Origin of the sequence: Marinobacterium iners DSM 11526 (assembly GCF_900107855.1) — a bacterium.
Taxonomy (GTDB): Bacteria; Pseudomonadota; Gammaproteobacteria; order Pseudomonadales; family Balneatricaceae; genus Marinobacterium; species Marinobacterium iners.
Map to the genome: position 1 here is coordinate 61,835 of NZ_FNRJ01000012.1, position 19,164 is coordinate 80,998.

The 19,164-nt window shown below is 51.3% G+C and carries 16 protein-coding genes and 1 pseudogene; 11 read left to right on the top strand and 6 right to left on the bottom strand.

Annotated elements, in window-relative coordinates; all coding sequences use genetic code 11:
• The first annotated feature begins 1 nt into the window (after position 1).
• Entirely contained in the window at positions 2 to 1,633 is a 1,632-nt protein-coding gene (locus BLV48_RS12870; protein ID WP_091827199.1) for a type I restriction-modification system subunit M, read from the top strand.
• A gap of 380 nt (positions 1,634 to 2,013) precedes the next feature.
• On the opposite strand, the gene BLV48_RS12875 is transcribed toward BLV48_RS12870, so the two are convergent.
• From BLV48_RS12875 to BLV48_RS12890, 4 genes and pseudogenes are all read right to left on the bottom strand, one after another.
• The gene (locus BLV48_RS12875) at positions 2,014 to 2,280 is read right to left on the bottom strand and encodes a hypothetical protein (protein ID WP_091827200.1); all 267 of its coding nucleotides are present in this window, start codon (positions 2,278 to 2,280) and stop codon (positions 2,014 to 2,016) included.
• 28 nt (positions 2,281 to 2,308) lie between these two features.
• Positions 2,309 to 4,870, bottom strand: a complete 2,562-nt coding sequence (locus BLV48_RS12880; protein ID WP_175527672.1) for a DUF4132 domain-containing protein — start codon at positions 4,868 to 4,870, stop codon at positions 2,309 to 2,311.
• Positions 4,871 to 4,906: 36 nt separating this feature from the next.
• Positions 4,907 to 5,287 (bottom strand): hypothetical protein, encoded by a 381-nt coding sequence (locus tag BLV48_RS12885; RefSeq protein WP_139253921.1) that lies wholly within the window; start codon positions 5,285 to 5,287, stop codon positions 4,907 to 4,909.
• A gap of 302 nt (positions 5,288 to 5,589) precedes the next feature.
• Positions 5,590 to 6,137: pseudogene (locus BLV48_RS12890) on the bottom strand (IS256 family transposase); the annotation flags it as partial.
• Positions 6,138 to 6,699: 562 nt separating this feature from the next.
• Here BLV48_RS12890 and BLV48_RS12895 point away from each other — a divergent pair.
• The 4 genes from BLV48_RS12895 to BLV48_RS12910 all read left to right on the top strand — a co-directional run bounded on the left by BLV48_RS12895 (position 6,700) and on the right by BLV48_RS12910 (position 11,415).
• The gene (locus BLV48_RS12895) at positions 6,700 to 7,707 is read left to right on the top strand and encodes a TRAP transporter substrate-binding protein (RefSeq protein ID WP_091827203.1); all 1,008 of its coding nucleotides are present in this window, start codon (positions 6,700 to 6,702) and stop codon (positions 7,705 to 7,707) included.
• A 384-nt stretch (positions 7,708 to 8,091) separates the two neighbouring features.
• Positions 8,092 to 9,078, top strand: coding sequence for an AraC family transcriptional regulator (locus BLV48_RS12900; RefSeq protein WP_091827204.1), 987 nt, complete (start codon positions 8,092 to 8,094; stop codon positions 9,076 to 9,078).
• A 228-nt stretch (positions 9,079 to 9,306) separates the two neighbouring features.
• Positions 9,307 to 10,389, top strand: coding sequence for an NAD/NADP-dependent octopine/nopaline dehydrogenase family protein (locus BLV48_RS12905; RefSeq protein ID WP_091827205.1), 1,083 nt, complete (start codon positions 9,307 to 9,309; stop codon positions 10,387 to 10,389).
• Positions 10,390 to 10,392: 3 nt separating this feature from the next.
• Positions 10,393 to 11,415 (top strand): 3-hydroxybutyryl-CoA dehydrogenase, encoded by a 1,023-nt coding sequence (locus BLV48_RS12910; RefSeq protein WP_091827206.1) that lies wholly within the window; start codon positions 10,393 to 10,395, stop codon positions 11,413 to 11,415.
• Between the two features lie 150 nt (positions 11,416 to 11,565).
• On the opposite strand, the gene BLV48_RS12915 is transcribed toward BLV48_RS12910, so the two are convergent.
• Positions 11,566 to 13,281, bottom strand: a complete 1,716-nt coding sequence (locus tag BLV48_RS12915) for an alkaline phosphatase D family protein (protein WP_091827207.1) — start codon at positions 13,279 to 13,281, stop codon at positions 11,566 to 11,568.
• A 205-nt stretch (positions 13,282 to 13,486) separates the two neighbouring features.
• Between BLV48_RS12915 and yfiR the strand changes: the two genes are divergently transcribed.
• From yfiR to BLV48_RS12935, 4 genes are read left to right on the top strand one after another with little or no spacing between them, the layout of a single operon-like run.
• Entirely contained in the window at positions 13,487 to 14,089 is a 603-nt protein-coding gene (gene yfiR / locus BLV48_RS12920; RefSeq protein WP_091827208.1) for a regulatory sequestration protein YfiR, read from the top strand.
• 10 nt (positions 14,090 to 14,099) lie between these two features.
• Positions 14,100 to 15,359: a diguanylate cyclase DgcN/YfiN gene (gene dgcN, locus BLV48_RS12925; protein WP_091827209.1), complete on the top strand. Its 1,260-nt coding sequence runs from the start codon at positions 14,100 to 14,102 to the stop codon at positions 15,357 to 15,359.
• Complete coding sequence (gene yfiB / locus BLV48_RS12930; protein ID WP_217633017.1) at positions 15,356 to 15,826, top strand: outer membrane lipoprotein YfiB; 471 nt, start codon at positions 15,356 to 15,358, stop codon at positions 15,824 to 15,826. Before dgcN ends, yfiB begins: the two co-directional genes overlap by 4 nt.
• Before the next feature lie 39 nt (positions 15,827 to 15,865).
• The gene (locus BLV48_RS12935) at positions 15,866 to 17,239 is read left to right on the top strand and encodes an SLC13 family permease (protein WP_254775041.1); all 1,374 of its coding nucleotides are present in this window, start codon (positions 15,866 to 15,868) and stop codon (positions 17,237 to 17,239) included.
• On the opposite strand, the gene BLV48_RS12940 is transcribed toward BLV48_RS12935, so the two are convergent.
• Positions 17,236 to 17,895, bottom strand: a complete 660-nt coding sequence (locus tag BLV48_RS12940) for a DUF2238 domain-containing protein (RefSeq protein ID WP_091827212.1) — start codon at positions 17,893 to 17,895, stop codon at positions 17,236 to 17,238. The genes BLV48_RS12935 and BLV48_RS12940 overlap by 4 nt on opposite strands.
• 91 nt (positions 17,896 to 17,986) lie before the next feature.
• Between BLV48_RS12940 and grxB the strand changes: the two genes are divergently transcribed.
• Both grxB and BLV48_RS12950 read left to right on the top strand, forming a co-directional pair.
• Positions 17,987 to 18,643, top strand: a complete 657-nt coding sequence (gene grxB, locus BLV48_RS12945) for a glutaredoxin 2 (protein WP_091827213.1) — start codon at positions 17,987 to 17,989, stop codon at positions 18,641 to 18,643.
• Positions 18,644 to 18,653: 10 nt separating this feature from the next.
• Positions 18,654 to 19,112, top strand: a complete 459-nt coding sequence (locus BLV48_RS12950) for a c-type cytochrome (RefSeq protein ID WP_091827214.1) — start codon at positions 18,654 to 18,656, stop codon at positions 19,110 to 19,112.
• Positions 19,113 to 19,164 lie beyond the last annotated feature (52 nt).

Consider the following 19,164-nt stretch of genomic DNA (forward strand, 5'->3'; position numbering starts at 1 on the left):
TATGACAAAAGAACAACTCAATCAGCTTGGCAAAACCCTCTGGGATATTGCTGATCAATTACGTGGCGCGATGAATGCCGATGACTTCCGCGATTACATGCTGTCTTTTCTATTCTTGCGTTATCTTTCTGATAACTACGAGCAGGCAGCTAAAAAGGAATTGGGGCGTGATTACCCAGAACCAGAGAAAGATGATCGTCGCGCACCTCTAGCAATCTGGTATCAGAACAACCCAGCTGATATTGCCGATTTTGAAAAGCAGATGCGGATTAAAACCCATTATGTAATTGAGCCTGCGTTTCTGTGGAGCAGCGTGGCCGAAATGGCACGTACTCAACATGCCGATCTGCTGGATACCTTATGGAAGGGCTTTAAGTACATTGAAGAGAAGTCCTTTAACAGCACGTTTCAGGGCTTGTTCTCGGAAATCAACCTGCACTCTGAAAAGCTTGGCAAAAAACCTGCTGATCGTAATGCAAAGCTTTGTACGATTATTCAAAAGATTGCCGAAGGTATATCTCATTTCAGTACTGATACCGATATTTTGGGTGATGCGTACGAATACCTGATCGGTCAGTTTGCCGCAGGCTCGGGCAAAAAGGCGGGAGAGTTCTACACCCCTCAGCCAATTTCACAGATTTTGTCTGAGATCGTAACACTTGACAGCCAGGAACCAGCGACTGGCAAAAAGAAAAAGATCAAACAGGTTCTGGATTTTGCCTGTGGCTCAGGCTCATTGCTGCTAAATGTGCGCAAGCAGATAGGCCCCCACGGAATTGGCAAGATCTACGGGCAAGAAAAAAATATCACCACCTACAACCTTGCCCGCATGAACATGCTGTTGCATGGGGTAAAGGATACCGAGTTTGAAATTCATCACGGTGATACGCTAGAGAATGACTGGGATATTCTCAATGAGATGAACCCCGCCAAAAAGATGCAGTTCGACGCCGTCGTAGCCAATCCGCCTTTCAGTTTGCGCTGGGAGCCGACCGAGGCATTAGGTGAGGATTTCCGCTTCAAGAACTACGGCCTTGCTCCTAAATCAGCGGCTGACTTTGCCTTCCTTCTTCACGGATTCCATTTCCTAAGTGATGATGGGGTTATGGCGATAATACTGCCGCACGGTGTGTTGTTCCGTGGCGGCGCAGAAGAGCGCATTCGTACCAAACTATTAAAGGATGGCCATATCGATACCGTCATTGGCCTTCCAGCCAATCTGTTTTTCTCGACAGGCATACCTGTTTGCATTTTGGTGCTCAAGCGATGTAAGAAGTCGGACGATGTATTGTTCATCAATGCTTCTGATTCGGAGCATTTTGAGAAAGGTAAACGCCAGAATTACCTATTACCAGAGCACATTGGAAAGATCATAAGTACTTATCGGTTTCGCAACGAAGAAGAGCGATATGCTCGCCGTGTTTCCATAGAAGAAATTGAGAAAAATGGTTATAACCTAAATATCTCCCGTTATGTAAGTACAGCACAGCCTGAAGACATAATAGATTTGGAGGCAGTTCACAATACGCTGGTATCGCTTGAGGAAAAGATCAACAAATCGACCGCTCTCCACAACACGTTTCTGACAGAGCTAGGCCTTCCAGCATTGCCTCATCAAGATCGGAGTAGCTAAGCTGATCACCACGGTTTCACTGAGGTCGCGTCAAGGCCCTCTACAGGCATGTTAATAATTATTAACATGCCTGTGTACCCAAGTGATAATCCCTTGGCGCACCACCAACTTTACAGACACACCTTTTAGCATAGGACGCATCGCACAACGCAGCACAGCGTCAGCTTTAGATCGAGAGCTACATCTCCCCCGGCCTTCGCCAATGTCTGCTCTGTGCGCTAGTCAGGCTTAACCAGTCAGTGACGCTTGAGTTGCCCAACGCTGACCTTTAGGGAGCTCTAATAAACGTAAACCGGCAATTGATGCCAGCAGCATTTGCACCCATCCCATGAGGTGGAGCCGAAGGGGCCATGTAATGGGCATCGCGATGTCTGCATCGCTTAGAAGAAATTGGTTGCCTGCTTCCGTTGTGCTTGGACAAAGCCAGCACCTTGTGGTGAGTTTTCACGAATCATTACCTCATTCTGATTGGTAGAATTCAGGTTAGGACCAAAAGTTATTGATTCGAGGTTCCTCAGCAACATAGGCCAACGGTGCGCAGTAACAAAAGGCATGGCAAGGAGCTGGGTTAACTGTAGGCCTGTTTGCACACACTGGGGGAACTCTGGAAGCTCCATTGCTTCAATTTCAGGCCAGGCTCCAGCCATGAGACTGGAACCTGGCCTGCTGGCGAACCTACAGCTGTCTTAGAATGGTTGAATCGGTGATTTTGTCGTCTTCCGCTAGCATAAATGCCTTGGACAGGACGATTGAAAGCCCGCTGTCACCCTCGAAGGGCAGGAAAACCCGGCTCAGGTGCTTGTTCTTGCTTCGGCTGGGCACAATGCACAGATAACGATCATTAGGACAAATCAGGATATTGCCACTGCCGATATGGATCTTATAGGTGTGGCGTGAGCCTTCAACAAACAGGAACTTGCCGTCAATATGTGTTTTGTCCCGAATTTTTAATTTGGGCAGCAGCCTTTCAAGCACAGCCTTGCGCGTTTTAGCCACTTCCGTCAGGTCCCCGAATGAATAGCTCTGCCAGTACTCACGATACTGCGGACGTGCCTCAGGCCCACCATCCTGCCACTGGGGATCGTTACCCACACTGGCAACACCAACAAAAAGGTCAAGGTCCCGCATAATTTCCGACAGCACAAGCGGCGGAATATCTGTCAGGGGAACAGGTTCGTCGCCGTCTCGACAGAAGCGCAGTTGATCCGAGGCCACGTAATGCCAGATACCGACATCATTAACGTTGTCAGCGATTTCATTGATCCAGTACTGAGCTTCCAGGTTATAGGCCGGAAGCGTCCTGCGAGCAATTCCACCATTACGATCATCATCGTGAATGCCCAGCAGCGAATACTTCCAGCCGCGTATGGCTGCCAACGAATTAAACTGATGTTGCTTGAGGATGTGAGCCGCCATGCGGTTGGAGTACAGCCGCGTGTTGATCTCTGCATCGGTCAGGATATACACCTCGCGATATGCCTGTTTAAAAGGCTGGCTAACTGCCAGCTCTTCAAGACGATCACGCCAGGCCAGCACCTCTTCCGGAGATGAGTCGATGGGGTGCCAAAGACGGATTTCACGGATATCTGCTGGCACCAGCAACTCGCCGTTGACGTTCTGCCAGTGCTCATCATGATAGAGCGCTGGCGTCCCATCGAGTGCCCATATCAGCTTTCGGGCAATGTCTGCCACCAACCCGTGGTGTAGGTAATATGTTTCAAAATCATCCTTGGACCAGCGCATATCTTCAAGATAGAGGCGATCAATGCGGTCGCGCTGCGACGTGGATGATTGTTTAACCTGCTTTTCCAGAGCCCGCATTTGCTTCAATTTGGCCGAATGGTCGGCACTGTTCTTAACGAAGGCTGGGGCTGTTTTCTGTGGTGAACCATCCGGTTTGATCCACTGTAGTTGCGTCGCCCCAACACCTGAGTGTTTTAGTACCAGGCGATAATCGTCAAAGGCTTCTACTCGCTCGCCAGCGTTCAGTCCAAAGTCCGGTACGGCGATCTCTTCGATCTGCGCAGGCCTGATGCCCTGTTTGGCCGCCTGCTCGTCGATAAAGTTCTGAATCAGCTTTTGCGTGTTGTTCTGACGAATGCGCAGCTTCAAACGCGACAGGTGGCTGATACCCGCCAGCCCCGGCGCTTGTGCCAACGCATAAATGCCGGCATTGCCCACACTAGCGGCTACTGGGCCGTGCCTGGGGATTTTCTGGAAGCACTTTTCCGTCAATAGCGCGATGGATTGCAGAGTTTGCGGATCATGAAACCAGCTCTGTAACCAAAGCAAACCTTTCAACAGGCTGAAGCTATGAGCTTCGATAAACACGACGTCACGATACGTATAAGTGTGGACAATATACTGCTCGGTATACTCTGTTTCGGTCATTTGGAGCTGTGCCGCTGCGGCCAGCCAACGGTTGGTGCAAGACCTGAATACAGGCACACCGATTTCATCCACCAGAGGTCTAAGCGTATTGAGAAATTTTTGGGACGGCGTACCCCCGTCGGCCATACTGAGATGATGAAACAGGTGATGCCACTTTCCCCTTTCCTCTGCACTTATCTGCCCCATGTCAGCTTGCACCAGGGAACCAAAGGGACCCCCTCCGAGCTCGTAAGCCGGCATCTGAAATATACCGGACTCACCTGCCTTAACCAGGATGCGCTCAAGCTTTTTGGCTGCCCAGCAAACTTGTCGCGTTTCTCCCCTGAGATGGCGTACAACGCACTCTTGTCCAATCAGGTTAGAGATATCCTCCGCAATGATTTCGTTCAGGCCCCACCGTTTAATATGTTTTTCAATCTGCATAACCAGGGCGGTGAAGGGGCCAGATAAAATATCCAGGTCAGGGGGTGACTGGTCGGTAATGCCATATAACGCCCGGAACAGCTGGAAAAACGAGAAACCATCCGGGAAGTCGATGCGCGTACGCATCAGGGTATTCAGCAAATTGGCATGAACGAGACGGCGCAGGTATTCCGGGTCGTCATCTTGTGATGAACGACTGACTGCGTTGTGATTAAGCTGCGATATCAGATAAAGCAGGAATTCGATTTTTTCTTCTGCAGGCAACACTTCTAGAGTTGCATAGGTCTCACAGCCCTTGAGCGGTAGGCTAGAGTGGGTGGGAATATAGCGCGTTTTAGCCAGCACGTGCGATTCAATATCACTGAGCAATGCGTCCATTTCAGGATGTTTTTCAACAGGATGACCAGCGAGAATCTTGCTCATCAGTACGTCCATATGCTTAACGATGGCATTCACAACTTAGCCTCCGACCAAGGGTGTCAATTTAATGAACGATACTCGTGTTTGCGGTCGAATGGTGATGATATCGTCCAAGTGTTCCACCTGACTGTCGCCGATAAAGATGAAGAAGCCGTTGCTTTCGAATGCCTGCAGGGCAATCGCAATTTGCTTGTCAACATCTACGAGCGGGCGCTTTTTACCTGGCCCATTCAGCTGTCGCTCGAGTTCAGTGGGCTGCACCAGATCAAATTTGTCCGTCGAAGCGGACCGGTTATAACGGATGACCTCCTGCATTACCCGTTCAGTGATGACATCCCTGACCGAAACCTCAACACGGTCAAAACTCATCTGCCATTCATTGAAAATTGTTCCTAAGCCGTTTTCATCACGTATGTGCAATATGTTCTCGTGTAACACGAATATCTTCCTCCTGAAGATCCAAAAAGCCTACGGATTTGATTCCCTATTGAATCTGTCCACTTACGCTCATATTCTTTCCGCGAGCGTGTGACCATCTTATTAGGCATCCTTACTGCCTAATTTAGGCCAATAATGTACAGTTGGCGCATTGCTGCGCTTTCACTCCGGCACTCAGTTGTCGGGACAGCAGCCCTGCTAAGTCGATTAAAGCTCCCGCCATGAAAAGGCTCATTCAGTAAAGCGAAGGAGGGTGTTCAAAACTCTGTGTCAGCCAACCAGCCTTATAGGCTGATGTGATATTCCAAACGCCTTGGGAAGTGGATGGCCATCTGTGACAGCGTCAAGTTCCAGTTCTGCACGGGGTGCGTCCAGCGCTCAGAGGCCTTGAGTATACCGGCATAGAGTAGCTTGAGTAAGCTGTTCTCATTGGCGAAGCCGCCCTTGGTCTTGGTGAGCTTGCGGAACTGGCGGTGTACGGCTTCCACCGCGTTGGTGGTGTAAATCGCCTTGCGCACGTAATCGGGGTTTTGAAGTAGGCTGAGAGCGTGGGCCACTTGTCCCGCCAAGACTTGATCACCATGGGATATTTATCGCCCCACTTGGCTTCCAGGTCATCAAGCGCAAGTTCGGCGGCATTGAGTGTGGCAGCCTTGTAGACGGCTTTCAGGTCGGCCATAAAGGCCTTCTGGTTTTTCGAGGCAACGTACTTCATCGAGTTCCGGATCTGGTGAATGATACAGTGCTGGATCTCGGTGTCGGGGTAAATCGACTCAATGGCTTCGGGGAAGCCCTTCAGTCCACCGATACAGGCAATCAGGATATCTTTGACGCCCCGGTTGTAGAGGTCCGCGAGTACACTGAGCCAGTGGTGAGCACCTTCCTGGTCTGAGAGGTAATGGTCTTGTGACTGGAACCGTTCTTGCGGTTGGCTGTGTCCTCCGAGGCTAAATGGGCCTCCAGCTCACCTTGCATGGCGGCATCCATATCAAATGTAGGTTTGGTCATGAGTCATCTCTTCTTGCGGTACCGTTTGTGTCCTTGGCGCAATGTCTTGTAGAGCTTGCCGCCACGGGCCTTATCGGCAGCGACATGAGGAGAGCCGATATCTGCTGCAGCCCTTGCGATTGCTGGGTCAGATGAGTATTTGAACTCCATTGTCTAGGGTATTGGCTGATTCAGATTCGCTATCTGTATACGAGGTTCGCTTTTTGCATATTCCTTAGCCTCAAGCTGTGAGAATTTAAGGTTGTATGGTTTTTAAACCAACAAGTCTGCGGTCAAAAGGAGTAGACAATAAAAGTCAGCTGCTGAGCGCTCAAGATACTCGCTTTTGTCGGATTACCTGATTCCCTGCATTTCGCCCTTGAGGGCATAGAAAATGAGGTTCATAGATGAATAAGACACAGTTGTTCTGCGCTGCACTGACGCTATCCATGACAGCGAGTGTTTCCCAGGCTGAGACAGTCAAGCTCTCCATGTCTTCCTGGTTGCCCCCGACACACCCGCTCGTGACCGATGTATTCAAGCCTTGGATTGAGGATGTCAAACAGGCAACCGAAGGTCGTATCGAGATTGTGATGTTGCCATCTCCTCTGGGGCATCCCAAGACGCACTTTGATCTTGCTCGCGACGGCCAGGCCGATATTACCTACAGTACCCATGCTTTTAATCCCGGCCGTTTCAAGCTGACTGAAATGTTCGAACTACCGTTCTCGGGTGACAGCGCCGAAGTAACATCGGTTGCGACCTGGGAGGTCTACAGCAAGTATTTCGCCAAGGCTGGCGAGCATGAGGGGGTGCAACTTTTGTCGCTGTTCACCAATGGACCTGGGCAAATTCATACCAGTACGAAGCCGATCAAAGAGATGACCGATTTTAGGGGTATGAAACTGCGTGTCGCCGGTGGTGCTGCTCAGGATATTGTTGAAGTGTTGGGCGGTGTTCCTTTGCATAAGCCTGTATCAAGTACCTTCGAGCTGATGTCGAATGGCGTTGCCGACGGTACTCTGTTCCCGGTGGAGTCGGTCAGTAGCTTTAAGCTGCAGGATATTGCGACCCATACGACGCTGGTACCCGGTGGCTTGTTTAATACGACGCTGTTTCTTGCGATGAATAAGGACCGGTTCGACAGCCTGCCAGCCGAAGATCAGAAGACGTTGATGGATATGTCGGGCGCAGCCTTTGCCAAGCGTGCGGGGCAAATGTTCGATGCGCAAGACGCCAGGGTGCTCAATGAGTTGAAGGCAAACGGTAATGATATCACTGTTGCGGATCCGGACTTTGTCGCCCATATCCGTACCTCTACCGCGCCCATCACAACGGCCTGGGTTGAAGAGGCTAAAAACAAAGGCGTTGATGCAGAAGCGGCCCTGGCGGAATACCAGGAACGGGTTCACTGATCTTACTTGATCGTGAATATTCCCGCTAAACTTCGGTCCCTGGCGGGATTTTATTTACGATCACTCTTGTCATATTTAAAGCATTCAATCGATTGATAAACCGTCCAGAGTAAAATTTTTTTAGATGTTTTTTAGATGTTTTTTAGATGTTTTTTAGATGTTTTTTAGATGTTTTTTAGATGTTTTTTAGATGTTTTAAATGTTATTAATGGGAAATTTTATTTCGAAAGTGGGTTGAGAAAGTTTTCCAATTCAGTAGAAAAAATTTTAGTTGACGTCTGTTAGGAACTGCTCTTAGAGTCGAAAGAGGCTGTTTGATGACACTTCTCGGTGAAGTGTAGTTAACGGCCAGGCTTAAGGTGTTTCCCAACAGAGTGAGGCAAGATGTTACAGGCAAACCCTCTGTCCAATCACAACCTCTTCGAGTCTCATGATTTGGAGGAGACACGAGCGCGTATAGGCGATTATCTCTGGCCTCACCAGATGCAAATTCTGGGCAGCTCGTCTGAGGTGACGACTCGACTGGATGGGGTGTCATTTGATTGTATCGATCTGTTCAGTCTGGAGTACGGCACAGAAGTACAGCTTGAACCCGGCGAGATCGAAGGCTATTACCTGGTGCAGACAACGCTCTGCGGCACTGGGCATGTGAAAAACGGTAATCGCTGTGCGGATACCCGGGTTGGCCTGACCACCATTGTTTCACCTTCTGAGCCCACCTCGATCATCATGGATGCCGCTTGCCGCCGCTTGATTCTGCGTGTTGAACGAGAAGCGCTCGAAAGGCAGGTTAGCCTGACGCTTAATCGCGAGCTGAAGACCCCGCTGGTTTTTAATCTCGAACTCTCCCACAGCTCACAGGAAGGTGTTGCCTGGCTTCAAACGCTGGAATATCTCTGCCAGCAATACAACCTCTGTGCCGGCACCCTGGATAATCAGGCGATTCGAAAGCAGTTCGCCAATATGGCGATGACACTTCTGATTGGGACTCAACCACACAATTACACGGAGCAGCTCAAAACCGAGTCCCATGTGGTATTGCCGCGCCATGTGCGTCAGGCACGGGATTATATTGAGGCCAATCTGGGTGAACCCATCAATATGTCCGAGCTGGCGTCTCAATTTGGTGTCACGCCTCGAACCCTTCAGTCCGGGTTTCAGCGCTTTCTTGATCAGACGCCCAGCGAATATATCCGTGAGCTAAAGCTTAAACGGGCCCATGAAGCATTTCTGAGTGCTGACCCTGAGACCTCTCAGGTGACCGATATTCTGCTGGGATTGGGTGTCAGTAATGCAGGGCGCTTTGCACAGCTCTACAAGAAACGCTTTGGTTGCCTGCCGTCACATACGCTCAAAAACTCGAATTCCTGATCCTCTTGCGTTTACTCCGCGTCTCTTTACCCTCAGCCATCGGCTGACACGATTTTCATAACGGGGCCATCACTGTTGGCTGTCTGAAAATCACTTCGCTTAGTGAATACAGGCTTCGTGATTCGCATATTTTCCCCACCGGGGCAGTGATTGAATGGTCACAAGGTTCGCACCAGCTGATGCAGGCTTGGGACGCGAATGTGGTCAATTGACAGGTGGAGAAGCATCATGGAAATAGCAGTACTGGGTGGTGGACATGGTTGTTACGCAGCGGCCGCAGAGTTGTCCGAGAAGGGGCATCAGGTGCGCCTGTGGCGTCGGGATGCTGAAGCATTGGCGCCGGTGATTGAAGCCGGGTCCATCAGTCTGAAGGATTTCCGGGGCGAACGTGATGTGCCGATCGCCAAACCAACAACGTCACTTGAAGAGGCTGTAGCAGGTGCTCAGCTGATTGTTATTCCTTTGCCGGCGACTACGCATTCAAGTCTCTCCAAGCAGCTGGCGCCCTTGCTGGAAGATGGCCAGGTGCTGTTCTTCCCGCCGGGCACTTTCGCCAGCTACATCTTTGCCAAGGCCATGCGAGAAGCGGGAAACAAGGCCAATGCCGCCTTTGCTGAAACCGGAACCCTGCCCTATTTGGCACGTAAACATGGGCCGCGTCAGGTCGTTTGCAGTGGTTATGCCACGCGTCTGCCCACCGGTGTCTTCCCGGCATGTAACGCCAAGCATGCGTTCGAAGTGCTCAAGCAGGCTTACAGTTCCATTGAAGAAGTTGAAGATGGCTTGAGTGGTGCGCTGATGAATGCAGGCGGCATCATTCATCCGCCGTTGATCATGATGAACGCAGGTCCTCTGGAGCATTTTGATGCCTGGGATATCCACAACGAGGGTACTCAGCCAGCCGTACGCCGGGTAACGGATGAGCTGGATGCTGAACGTATCCGCCTGCGTGAAGCACTGAACTACAGCGCCCCCCATTTCCCGCTGGCCGATCATTACGCCAAAGAGGGTGATGAATGGATGTATGGCCGTGCAGCGCATGAACGTCTGACGGACAGTGGCGATTGGCGCGAAAAGATCGTACTCACCGAACATCGATACATGCTGGAAGACACGGCGCTGGGCCTGTCATTCCTGGTGTCCCTGGGCAAGTGGCTGAACTGCCCTACGCCGGTTGCCGCAGGTTTCCTGGCCATCGCCTCCGCCATTACCGGTCAGGATCTATACGCGCAGGGACGGACACTGGAAAACCTGGGGCTGGACCAGCTTTCAGTGGATGAAATGCGCAATCTGCTGCAGAACGGGGTGTAAGTCATGGCGCTGTCAAATGTTGAAGTCGCGGTGCTGGGTGCCGGGCGAATGGGCCGAGGGATTGCACTGAGTTATGCCTTTGCCGGCGTCCCTGTGGTGATGCTGGATTTGAAAAAACGCTCTGCAGAAGGGCGTGCCCTGCTTCATGACGAGGCGTTGGCCGAAATCCGGCGTGATTTAGAGTTTCTGGTCTCGTCTGGTCTGCTTGATGACTGTAAGGTGGACAAAGTCATGGACCGAATTGGCTTCGCCGCCGAGGCTCAGGCTGAGCGCATGCTGGCATCGGCAGCGATCATCTTTGAAGGGGTACCTGAAGTGCTGGAAGCGAAGCAGGAAGCCTTCGCTTTCGTGAATCGGCATGCGGCCCCTGATGCGATTGTCGCCTCTACCACCTCGACCTTTCTGGTGAATGAGCTGGCTGAGCTGGTCGAAAACCCCGACCGCTTCATGAATGCGCATTGGTTGAACCCGGCGCATCTGATGCCCCTGGTCGAACTGAGCAAAGGGGAGAAAACCAGCGACGAAACGGTGGTGTCACTAAAGGCGAGTCTTGAGTCGGTTGGCAAGGTGCCCGTGATCTGCGCTGCTGCTGCCGGCTACATCGTACCGCGTATTCAGGCACTGGCGATGAACGAAGCCGCGCGTCTGGTTGAAGAAGGTGTGGCCAGCGCCGAAGATGTGGACAAGGCAATCAAGGTTGGCTTTGGGCTGCGTTTCTCGGTACTGGGCATGCTGGAATTTATCGATTGGGGTGGGGGTGACATTCTCTACTACGCATCGAAATACCTCAGCGGCAAGGTCGATCCTCGCTTTGAATCACCGGACATCATTGCCTCCAACATGGAGAACCAGAGGAACGGTATTCGTGATGGTGTGGGCTTCTATGACTACGATGCCGTGGATGTGGACGCCTATCGCCATTCGCGCATGCAGGATTTTGTTGCGATGTTGAAGAGCCGCAAGTTGTTACCTGAAGAGGGGCAAGCACGTGCAGCAAGCGAACAGCGAGCCGCCGGTGCGCACTGACAGGGACCTTTAGAGCACCTGTAAGGTGCTCTTCTGTTTGGGTGGTCGAGTATTTGCGCAAGTTGGTACATTGCTGCACTTTAACTCCGGCACCCAGTTGTCGGGACAGCAGCCCTGCTGAGTCGATAAAAGCTCCCGCCATGAAAAGGCTCATTCAGTAAAGCAAAGCTCAATCTTGGCGATAGAGTGCGAGTTCTGCCTTGCATCCCCATTATCAGGGTCGTGCGTGACCTGTTCACCATAAAGCTGGAAGTCCACCATATCCTTGTCAGGATCTACGCTTATCAGTGAGAAGTTACTATCGGTGTAGCGTGCGAGCCGTTTGAATTGATAACCATCGTGCGTCACACCTGTATCAGGTACTACCTTGCCTAATGCCCAACCCAAAGCACGTGATTGGTTGTAGGTGATGGCACTGGATGTCAGCTGGTAAATGACTTTACCGGAGTCTGGGTCGGTTAGACGAAACGCTGCGGCTACGTGTACATCACCGCTGAGAATGCAGACCCGATGACCTTTTTTGGCCGCTTTGAACAGGTACTTCAGAAGGGTACGGTTTTCGACTCGATGTGCTTTGTGTTCCCAACCGTCACGCAGGTCATCCGTAATGTTCGCTAAATCGGGCAGAAAGCCTTCTCCCTGATCAACCAAAATATGGCTCAAATGAACCATGGGCACGGCACTGGCAACAAATATGAACGGCGTTGTTTCAACGTCGAGCTCTTCTATCCAGTTCTTGAATCGTTCCAGTTGGTCTTTACCCAGGATTTTGAGTGTTGAGCGATCAAAATCCCGCTGGCCACGTCCGTCCAGTACGTACAATGCCCCTTTAGGGAACTCGATGTGATAATCATAGGCATCGGCAGGAAAAGCGGGTGATGCCTGCTGCATATTGGGGTTATGGCTGTGTTGGTATTCCCTGTACACATGCTTGGCGGCTTGTACCATCCGCTGAATAAGTTCAAACCGGTCCTGGTAGCTCAGGTTGCTGTCATTTTGGTCTGGAAGGATCTCATCTATTTCGTCTCTCGGCATGCCTTCGGCAAACCGAAACGACCCCCAGCCATCGGCAATTTCATGATCGTCCCAGATCATGTAGGTGGGGAAGCTGGAAAACACTTCTCTCAGGGCAGGAAACCCCCAGTAACCGCGATAGATATCTCGGTACCAGGTGATCATTTCATCTATGTCAGGTAGAAGCTGGTCGCCTTCACGGCGCATTACCTTCTTCAAAAAATTCCAGATACTGAGGGTTTCGACCCCATCGCTGTACACCTGGTCCCCGCCCGCCAACACAAACCGCAAGTCTTTTTCGTTGTGCCGTGAGAGCATTTCATGGAAGTAGTCCCACATCTGTTCGTTGACCACTTGGGTACGACCGAACAGGGTCTTTTTGTACGGCATATGGCAGGAGAAGAATCCGAAGGAAATCGGTCCTGCAACTTCAGCGAATGTTTTGAGCGTCAGGGGCCTTTGGTGCCCCAAGACGGGCTGGTCTGTGTCTTCATTCCACAAAAGGTAACGGTAATGTGAGTCGGCTTTCAGGTTTTCAATATCGACAACAGCAGTAGTATCGGTTTCAGTTGAGCTCTCGAACGAGTAGGACTGCAGAGCATAATGATCTGCGGATCTTGCACGTAACTCATCGAGTTGCGCCAGTGTTGGGTTGGGTTCAGCCAGCACGCTGTCAATCGCATCCGAGGGTATCTCTGATAGTGCAAATACCAGAACGACGAAGTGCCCGGGAGTATGTGTACGGAACCAGAGGCGTGAACTGTGTGGCGTGGTGTGGCCCACAATGGCCGCTACTTCAAGATAAGGATTGGGCCAAGGCCTCTCGGGCTTGTTCACGAACGAATTCTTCATGGTACTTCCCTGTTTTCTGTCCCTGAAATGGTAGAGTTCAGTCTGGACCAAGGACAGAAACTTGGCAAATACGGGTGATCAGAATGCTTCCATGAGGCATGTGATATAGAATACATTGAACAAGACGCTGAGAGTTGCCATTGAAAGGGTATTAGACCCTCGGTGCAGGCCTGTTAATGATGGGTGGCTTTGTCGAGAGGAGGTAGTGGCTATCAATATTTTGATGCAGTATCTTCGCCAAAACGAGACAATGTGGGAGCAATGTTCCGTTATGCACTTTATTTTATTACTTGCTCTTGTTATATCGGCTTTTATGACACCAAATATGGCGAAGGCGGAAGATTTATCACCGGGGCCAAAGCAGCAAGGATTGCAAGAATATGAAGATCAGGTTTCCTATATAGTATCAGGTATTATCAGTTATTCCCGCTGGCCCGAAGGTACGCGCCCTTCAAAGGCCTGTATTGTCGGATCGACACGATACATAAAGGCTTTGCTTGCTCAGAATGACAGTAATAATACCTATACTTGGCAGTATTTTCAGGAAAATAACTATTCGGATTTGGAAGATTGCGAAATTATTTATATAGGTTCGCTTAACGCTTCAGAGATGGATAGCCTTTTACTCAGGATTATTGGTAGGCCAGTGTTAAGTATTACTGAAAATGACCCACATTGTGATGGTGGTAGTCTGATATGTTTGAGCCTCGTCGAAACAAGGAGCTCATTCCAGGTCAATTTGGATGCGGTGGCGCGTAGCGGTATTCGTATTCACCCTCAGGTATTAAAACTTGGAAGAGAGTTGTGAGGTTAGCCAGATGAGCGAGAATACTACCGTCAATTATGGAAAGGTAGTCACATTGCGACGTTTGATGCACAAGGCACAAATACGCAGTAATGTGGTGGGTATTATTACATCGGGCACCATTCTGACCATTTTAGGTTTGTATGCACTGGTTAACTTGGCTGACCACAATCAGAATCTCGTTAGTCGTGTTTTGTCCTACACACTTGAAGCGGCTGTGGTTTTTAAGGATGAAGATGCCATACGCGAAGGGATTGATCTGGTTGCAGAAACCGAGAGGCTCTCTGGTGTCGTCGTGCTTGATGAGCAAGGCCGGTCCTTGTACGAATGGGATACCGCTGGCGCAACAAAATGGGGACAAATCGAGAGACAGGTTTTGGGGTTCATACTGGACCAACCCCGGGTTGTACCTGTCCGCCATAACGGTAAACATGTTGGCGAGCTGAAGATATATACAGATGGTACAGTCTTCTTCATATTTCTGCTGTGCGGGGTTTTGGCTGTGTTTTTAAGCCTTCTCATCAGCACGGTTGGTGCCAATATCGAAGGTGGTCGTATACACACCTTTATCTGCAAGTCAGTCAAGGACTTGGCTAACATTGCCCGAAAAATTGCTCGTGAGCGGTCATTCGAGCTCCGAGCTCCTCTGAGCTCCATTTATGAAATCAGGGAGCTGGCGGAAGACTTGAACATATTGCTCGATGAGATTGAAATATGGGAAGGTCATTTACAAAAGGAGAACACTTCTCTTAGCTATAAAGCTAACCATGACCCATTGACCGGGGTGTCTAACAGAGCATCTTTCGAAACCTTCCTGTCTCAGCAAGTTGATTCTTTTCTTGATGAAGGAGGGAAGTTTGCTCTGCTTTATATTGATGGCTATCGATTTAAGTCAATCAACGATACGTATGGGCATGCAGCGGGTGATGCTGTGCTGGTTGCTACGGCGAAACGGCTTGGCTCTCTGATTCGAGAGCAGGACAGGTTGGCTCGTCTTGGTGGTGATGAGTTTGCCATAGTGATACAGCCTTTACAGCATGGCCAGGACCTTGAAGCAATTGTGAAAAAAATGGTCGACAGCATGTCTCATCCCATTGCATTAGATAATGGGGAGCAGGTTCCTTTTGCGCTTACGATAGGCGCAGTGGTATTCCCTCAGCATGGTGAAACGCCAAAAGATCTTATGCAGGCAGCGGATGAGGCTATGTATGCTGCCAAGAAAGATGGGAAAAATTACTATATTAGGGAATTTTTTAAAGGAGGAGAGGTGTGAGGGTATTAATTGTATTTCTGTGTATGCTGACGTTAACGGCATGTCAGCTTTTTCAATCAGGAAATTTAAACTCCGAGCAGGTTGCTGTGCTGCAAAAACATGGTTTTTATATGTCGGATGAAGGCTGGGAGTTTGGCATGGCTGCCAAAGTACTATTCGAATTTGATTCTGACAATATAGCACCTGCCAGCCAGCAGAAGCTGGCAAATATTACGCATGACTTTCTTGATGTGGGTATCAGCGGGCTTACTCTGGAGGGGCATACGGACGATTACGGAGACCCTGTATACAATGTTGAGTTGTCTGAGCGCCGTGCGAATGCTGTAGCTGAAGTTATGATTAATAACGGTATGCCAAGAGAAAACATTCAGGTGCGTGGCATTGGAGATGCCAAACCGATAGCTGACAACAGTACCTTGAGTGGGCGTATTGAAAACCGACGAGTGACCATTATAGTGGCCAACTAATATCACACCAAAAAGGGAGCAACCGAGGTCGGTATTCACTTGAAGCGCTCACAACTGATTGCACTGATCCTCATCCCCCTGCTGTCAGCTCTGCTGTTGCTAACACCGGTTGCAGAGCTGTTTACCGGCCAGCAGCAGCTGTCGGCTCTGCTGATCATGGCCGGTATGGTGCTGTTTGCCACCGGTGCACTGCCGGAGTTCGTCAGTGCTCTGTTGGTGCTGGTGCTGGCCATGCTGCTGTCGCTGGCGCCGGCGGAAGTCGTATTTTCGGGCCTGACCTCGACAGCCTGCTGGCTGATTTTTTCGGGTCTGGTGATCGGTATCGCGATAGCGGAAACCGGCCTGGCACGGCGCATCTCTGACCGCTTCACTCGTTACCTGGACAGCAGTTATGCACAGCTGATTACCGGCATCGTCTTCATGGGAGTGCTGCTGGGGTTTGTGATGCCCTCTTCAGTGGGGCGTGTGGTGCTTTTCATCCCGATTGCGTTGGCGATCGCTGAAAACTGCGGTTTTGCCAGAGGCAGCAAGGGCTATTACGGCGTATTGCTGGCAGCGGCCTTTGGCTGTCACCTGCCCACCTTTGCAATTCTTCCGGCCAATATCCCGAACATGATCATGATCGGTTCAGCCGAGAGTATCCACGGATGGACGCCGATGTTCACCGAGTATCTGTTGCTGCATTTCCCGGTGCTGGGTCTGTTGAAGGCGGTGCTGTTGATTGGGGTGATCCTGCTGCTGTATCCGGATACCCCTCGGCGCGCAGCGCCGGTCAGCCGTAACGGAAGGTTCAGCTTCCGAGAAAGCCGGCTGATGTTGATTATGCTGACAACGCTCGGATTCTGGCTGACAGATTCCATACACCACATCTCGGCGGCATGGATCGGGCTGGCGGCGGCTACCGTTCTGTTGCTGCCCGGCGTGGGAATGGTGTCGCCCAAGAGTTTCAACGACAAGGTGAATATCAGCTCGATTCTGGTTGTGGCCGGGCTGTTGGGTATTGCAAGCTTGATCAACTACAGCCAGATCAGCCAGGTGGTGGGGGAACGGGTGCTCGACTGGTTGCCACTGGAGCCGGGCCGTGATGCAGTCAACTTTTTCTCCCTGTCGCTGGCGGCGATGCTGACCGGGGTGGTAGCCACCCTTGCGGGAGTGCCTGCTACCCTGACCCCGCTAGCCGGGCAGATCAGTCAGATGACGGGTTTCAGCCTGGAGGCGGTATTGATGACCCAGGTGTTTGGCTTTTCGACCATCGTGTTCACCTATCAATCCGTGCCACTGATGATGGCGATGCCGCTGGCGGGGATCTCAATCGGGCATGCCGCTCGGCTGTGTCTGATTCTGGCCGCGCTGACGGTGGTGGTTTTGTTGCCACTGGATTATCTCTGGTGGCAGCTGCTGGGCTGGATCTAGCGTCGAAACAGCTGCGGATTGCGGGCGACGAAAGCGTCGATCCAGCGTTCAAGCAGCGATTTCTGACCCGGATTTTTCAAGTAGCGCCAGCCCAGTATGGAAATGACCAGTGCGCCGACAGCATCCACGATCAGGTCCCACATGGTGTCGGTCAATCCGGAGGGGTCCCCCAGCATTGGCTTTTGCATGTTCATGCCGAGCAGGGAGTCCATGGCAAACTCGAAAATTTCCCAGAGCGCGCCCATGCCGAGTGCAAACATAAAGGCAAAAAAGGCGACAAAGCCGGGCTTCATATGGACATGGATGTCATCAATCTCATTCATGATGTGTACCAGCAAAAAGCCGACAATCCCCAGCAGAAAGCCGGAAAGCGTGTGCAGCGCCATATCCCACCACCAGAAGCGGGTGTAGTAATCACGAATCTCACCCAAAAACAGGGATGCAAACACAAAGCAGATTGCGGCCAGTTGCAGATCCGGTGGAATGTGAATCCTGAAACGGCGTTCAAATACCAGTGGCAGAAGTGTGATCAGAATGATCATGCCGCTGAGAAAGGCGGTAAACCAGCGCTGGTTCCAGATCGCCAGTACCGCCTCCAGCAACAGTATCAGTTGCAGCACCAGCGTGATTCTTTGGTGAGTGGTGCGAATCCTCATGGGGTGTCCCTGTACTCCCTTGTTGGGTCATTGGCTCAATGCTCGGATATACTCTCAGCATAACGCGTTTGTGTAGCCTTGGAGATAGCCTGTGTCACGATTGTATGTTTACGACCACTGCCCCTTTTGCATTCGCACCCTGATGGTGGCGCACTACCGACAGGTCAGCGATCTTGAGCAGGTGGTGTTGCTCAATGATGATGAGGCGAGCTGCCAGCGTCTGATCGGCAAGAAGATGGTGCCGATCTTTGAACATCAGGGTGTGGCCATAGGTGAGAGCATGGATATTGCCAAACTGCTGGATGAGCTGGGGGAGGGGCCCAAAACGCTGCGTCCACTGCAACTTGCTGAAGCAACCCAGCCTCGGCTGCAGCCGGTTCAGGCGCACAGCTGGGCGCTGACCTTTCCCCGAGTGACTCAAATCGGTATGAAAACCTTCGCAACTGAATCGGCGCGGGACTATTTCCGTCATAACAAGGAAGCGATGTTGGGGCTCAGCTTTGAGCAGGCGCTGGCTGAAACCGAAGCGCATAAAGCTGTTATCGAGCGTGTGTTGGCGGAACTGCCGCCGTTAACGCTGCCGTCAGAGCAAGGCCACACCTTGAGCTGGAACGATGTTATGAATTTTCCGCCGTTGCAGTATCTCACGATGGTGAAAGGCCTGACGTTCCCGCCACGGCTGCAACAGTGGTTGCAGGAGGTCGCCGAGCTGGGTGGTGTAGAGCTGTATTTTGATCGTGCGATTTAGGGTGAAGCGAATGAACATTAAAGCTGTCTTGCTGGGTGTGGTGTTGAGTGTGTCGATACTGCCCGTTATGGCAGAGTCGGATCTGGACGCCGCCATTGAGTACCGCCAGGGTGTGTTCACGGCGATGGAATGGAATCTTGGGCCGCTGGCCGCGATGGCGCAGGGGCGGGTGGCGTTTGATGCCGAAGAGTTCGCGCAGCGTTCTGAACGGCTGGTATTCCTCAGTCATCTCACGGGGGAAGGCTTCACGGATCCGGCGAGCGGTCGAAGCAGCCACGTGGAAACAAGAGCGTCATGGCAGATATGGGAAGCAAAATCGCGCTTCGACAACCTGATGAGTGAGATGCAGGTTCGCCTGATGACATTGAATGAAGCGGCTTCACAGGGGCAGGGGCGCGAACAACTGAGGCCGCTGCTGGGGCGCGTGGCACAAAGCTGCAAGGCCTGCCATGACAAGTTCAGGGACTGATCAGGCATAGCGCTTACTCATAAACAAAAGCCCCGCAGACTCTCGCCTGCGG

Coding starts and splice junctions, on each gene's coding strand:
- BLV48_RS12870 (WP_091827199.1), top strand. CDS start 2: ATGACAAAAGAACAACTCAATCAGCTTGGCAAAACCCTCTGGGATATT.
- BLV48_RS12875 (WP_091827200.1), bottom strand. CDS start 2,280: ATGGCTGGAGCCTGGCCTGAAATTGAAGCAATGGAGCTTCCAGAGTTC.
- BLV48_RS12880 (WP_175527672.1), bottom strand. CDS start 4,870: ATGAGCAAGATTCTCGCTGGTCATCCTGTTGAAAAACATCCTGAAATG.
- BLV48_RS12895 (WP_091827203.1), top strand. CDS start 6,700: ATGAATAAGACACAGTTGTTCTGCGCTGCACTGACGCTATCCATGACA.
- BLV48_RS12900 (WP_091827204.1), top strand. CDS start 8,092: ATGTTACAGGCAAACCCTCTGTCCAATCACAACCTCTTCGAGTCTCAT.
- BLV48_RS12905 (WP_091827205.1), top strand. CDS start 9,307: ATGGAAATAGCAGTACTGGGTGGTGGACATGGTTGTTACGCAGCGGCC.
- BLV48_RS12910 (WP_091827206.1), top strand. CDS start 10,393: ATGGCGCTGTCAAATGTTGAAGTCGCGGTGCTGGGTGCCGGGCGAATG.
- BLV48_RS12915 (WP_091827207.1), bottom strand. CDS start 13,281: ATGAAGAATTCGTTCGTGAACAAGCCCGAGAGGCCTTGGCCCAATCCT.
- dgcN (WP_091827209.1), top strand. CDS start 14,100: ATGAGCGAGAATACTACCGTCAATTATGGAAAGGTAGTCACATTGCGA.
- BLV48_RS12940 (WP_091827212.1), bottom strand. CDS start 17,895: ATGAGGATTCGCACCACTCACCAAAGAATCACGCTGGTGCTGCAACTG.
- BLV48_RS12950 (WP_091827214.1), top strand. CDS start 18,654: ATGAACATTAAAGCTGTCTTGCTGGGTGTGGTGTTGAGTGTGTCGATA.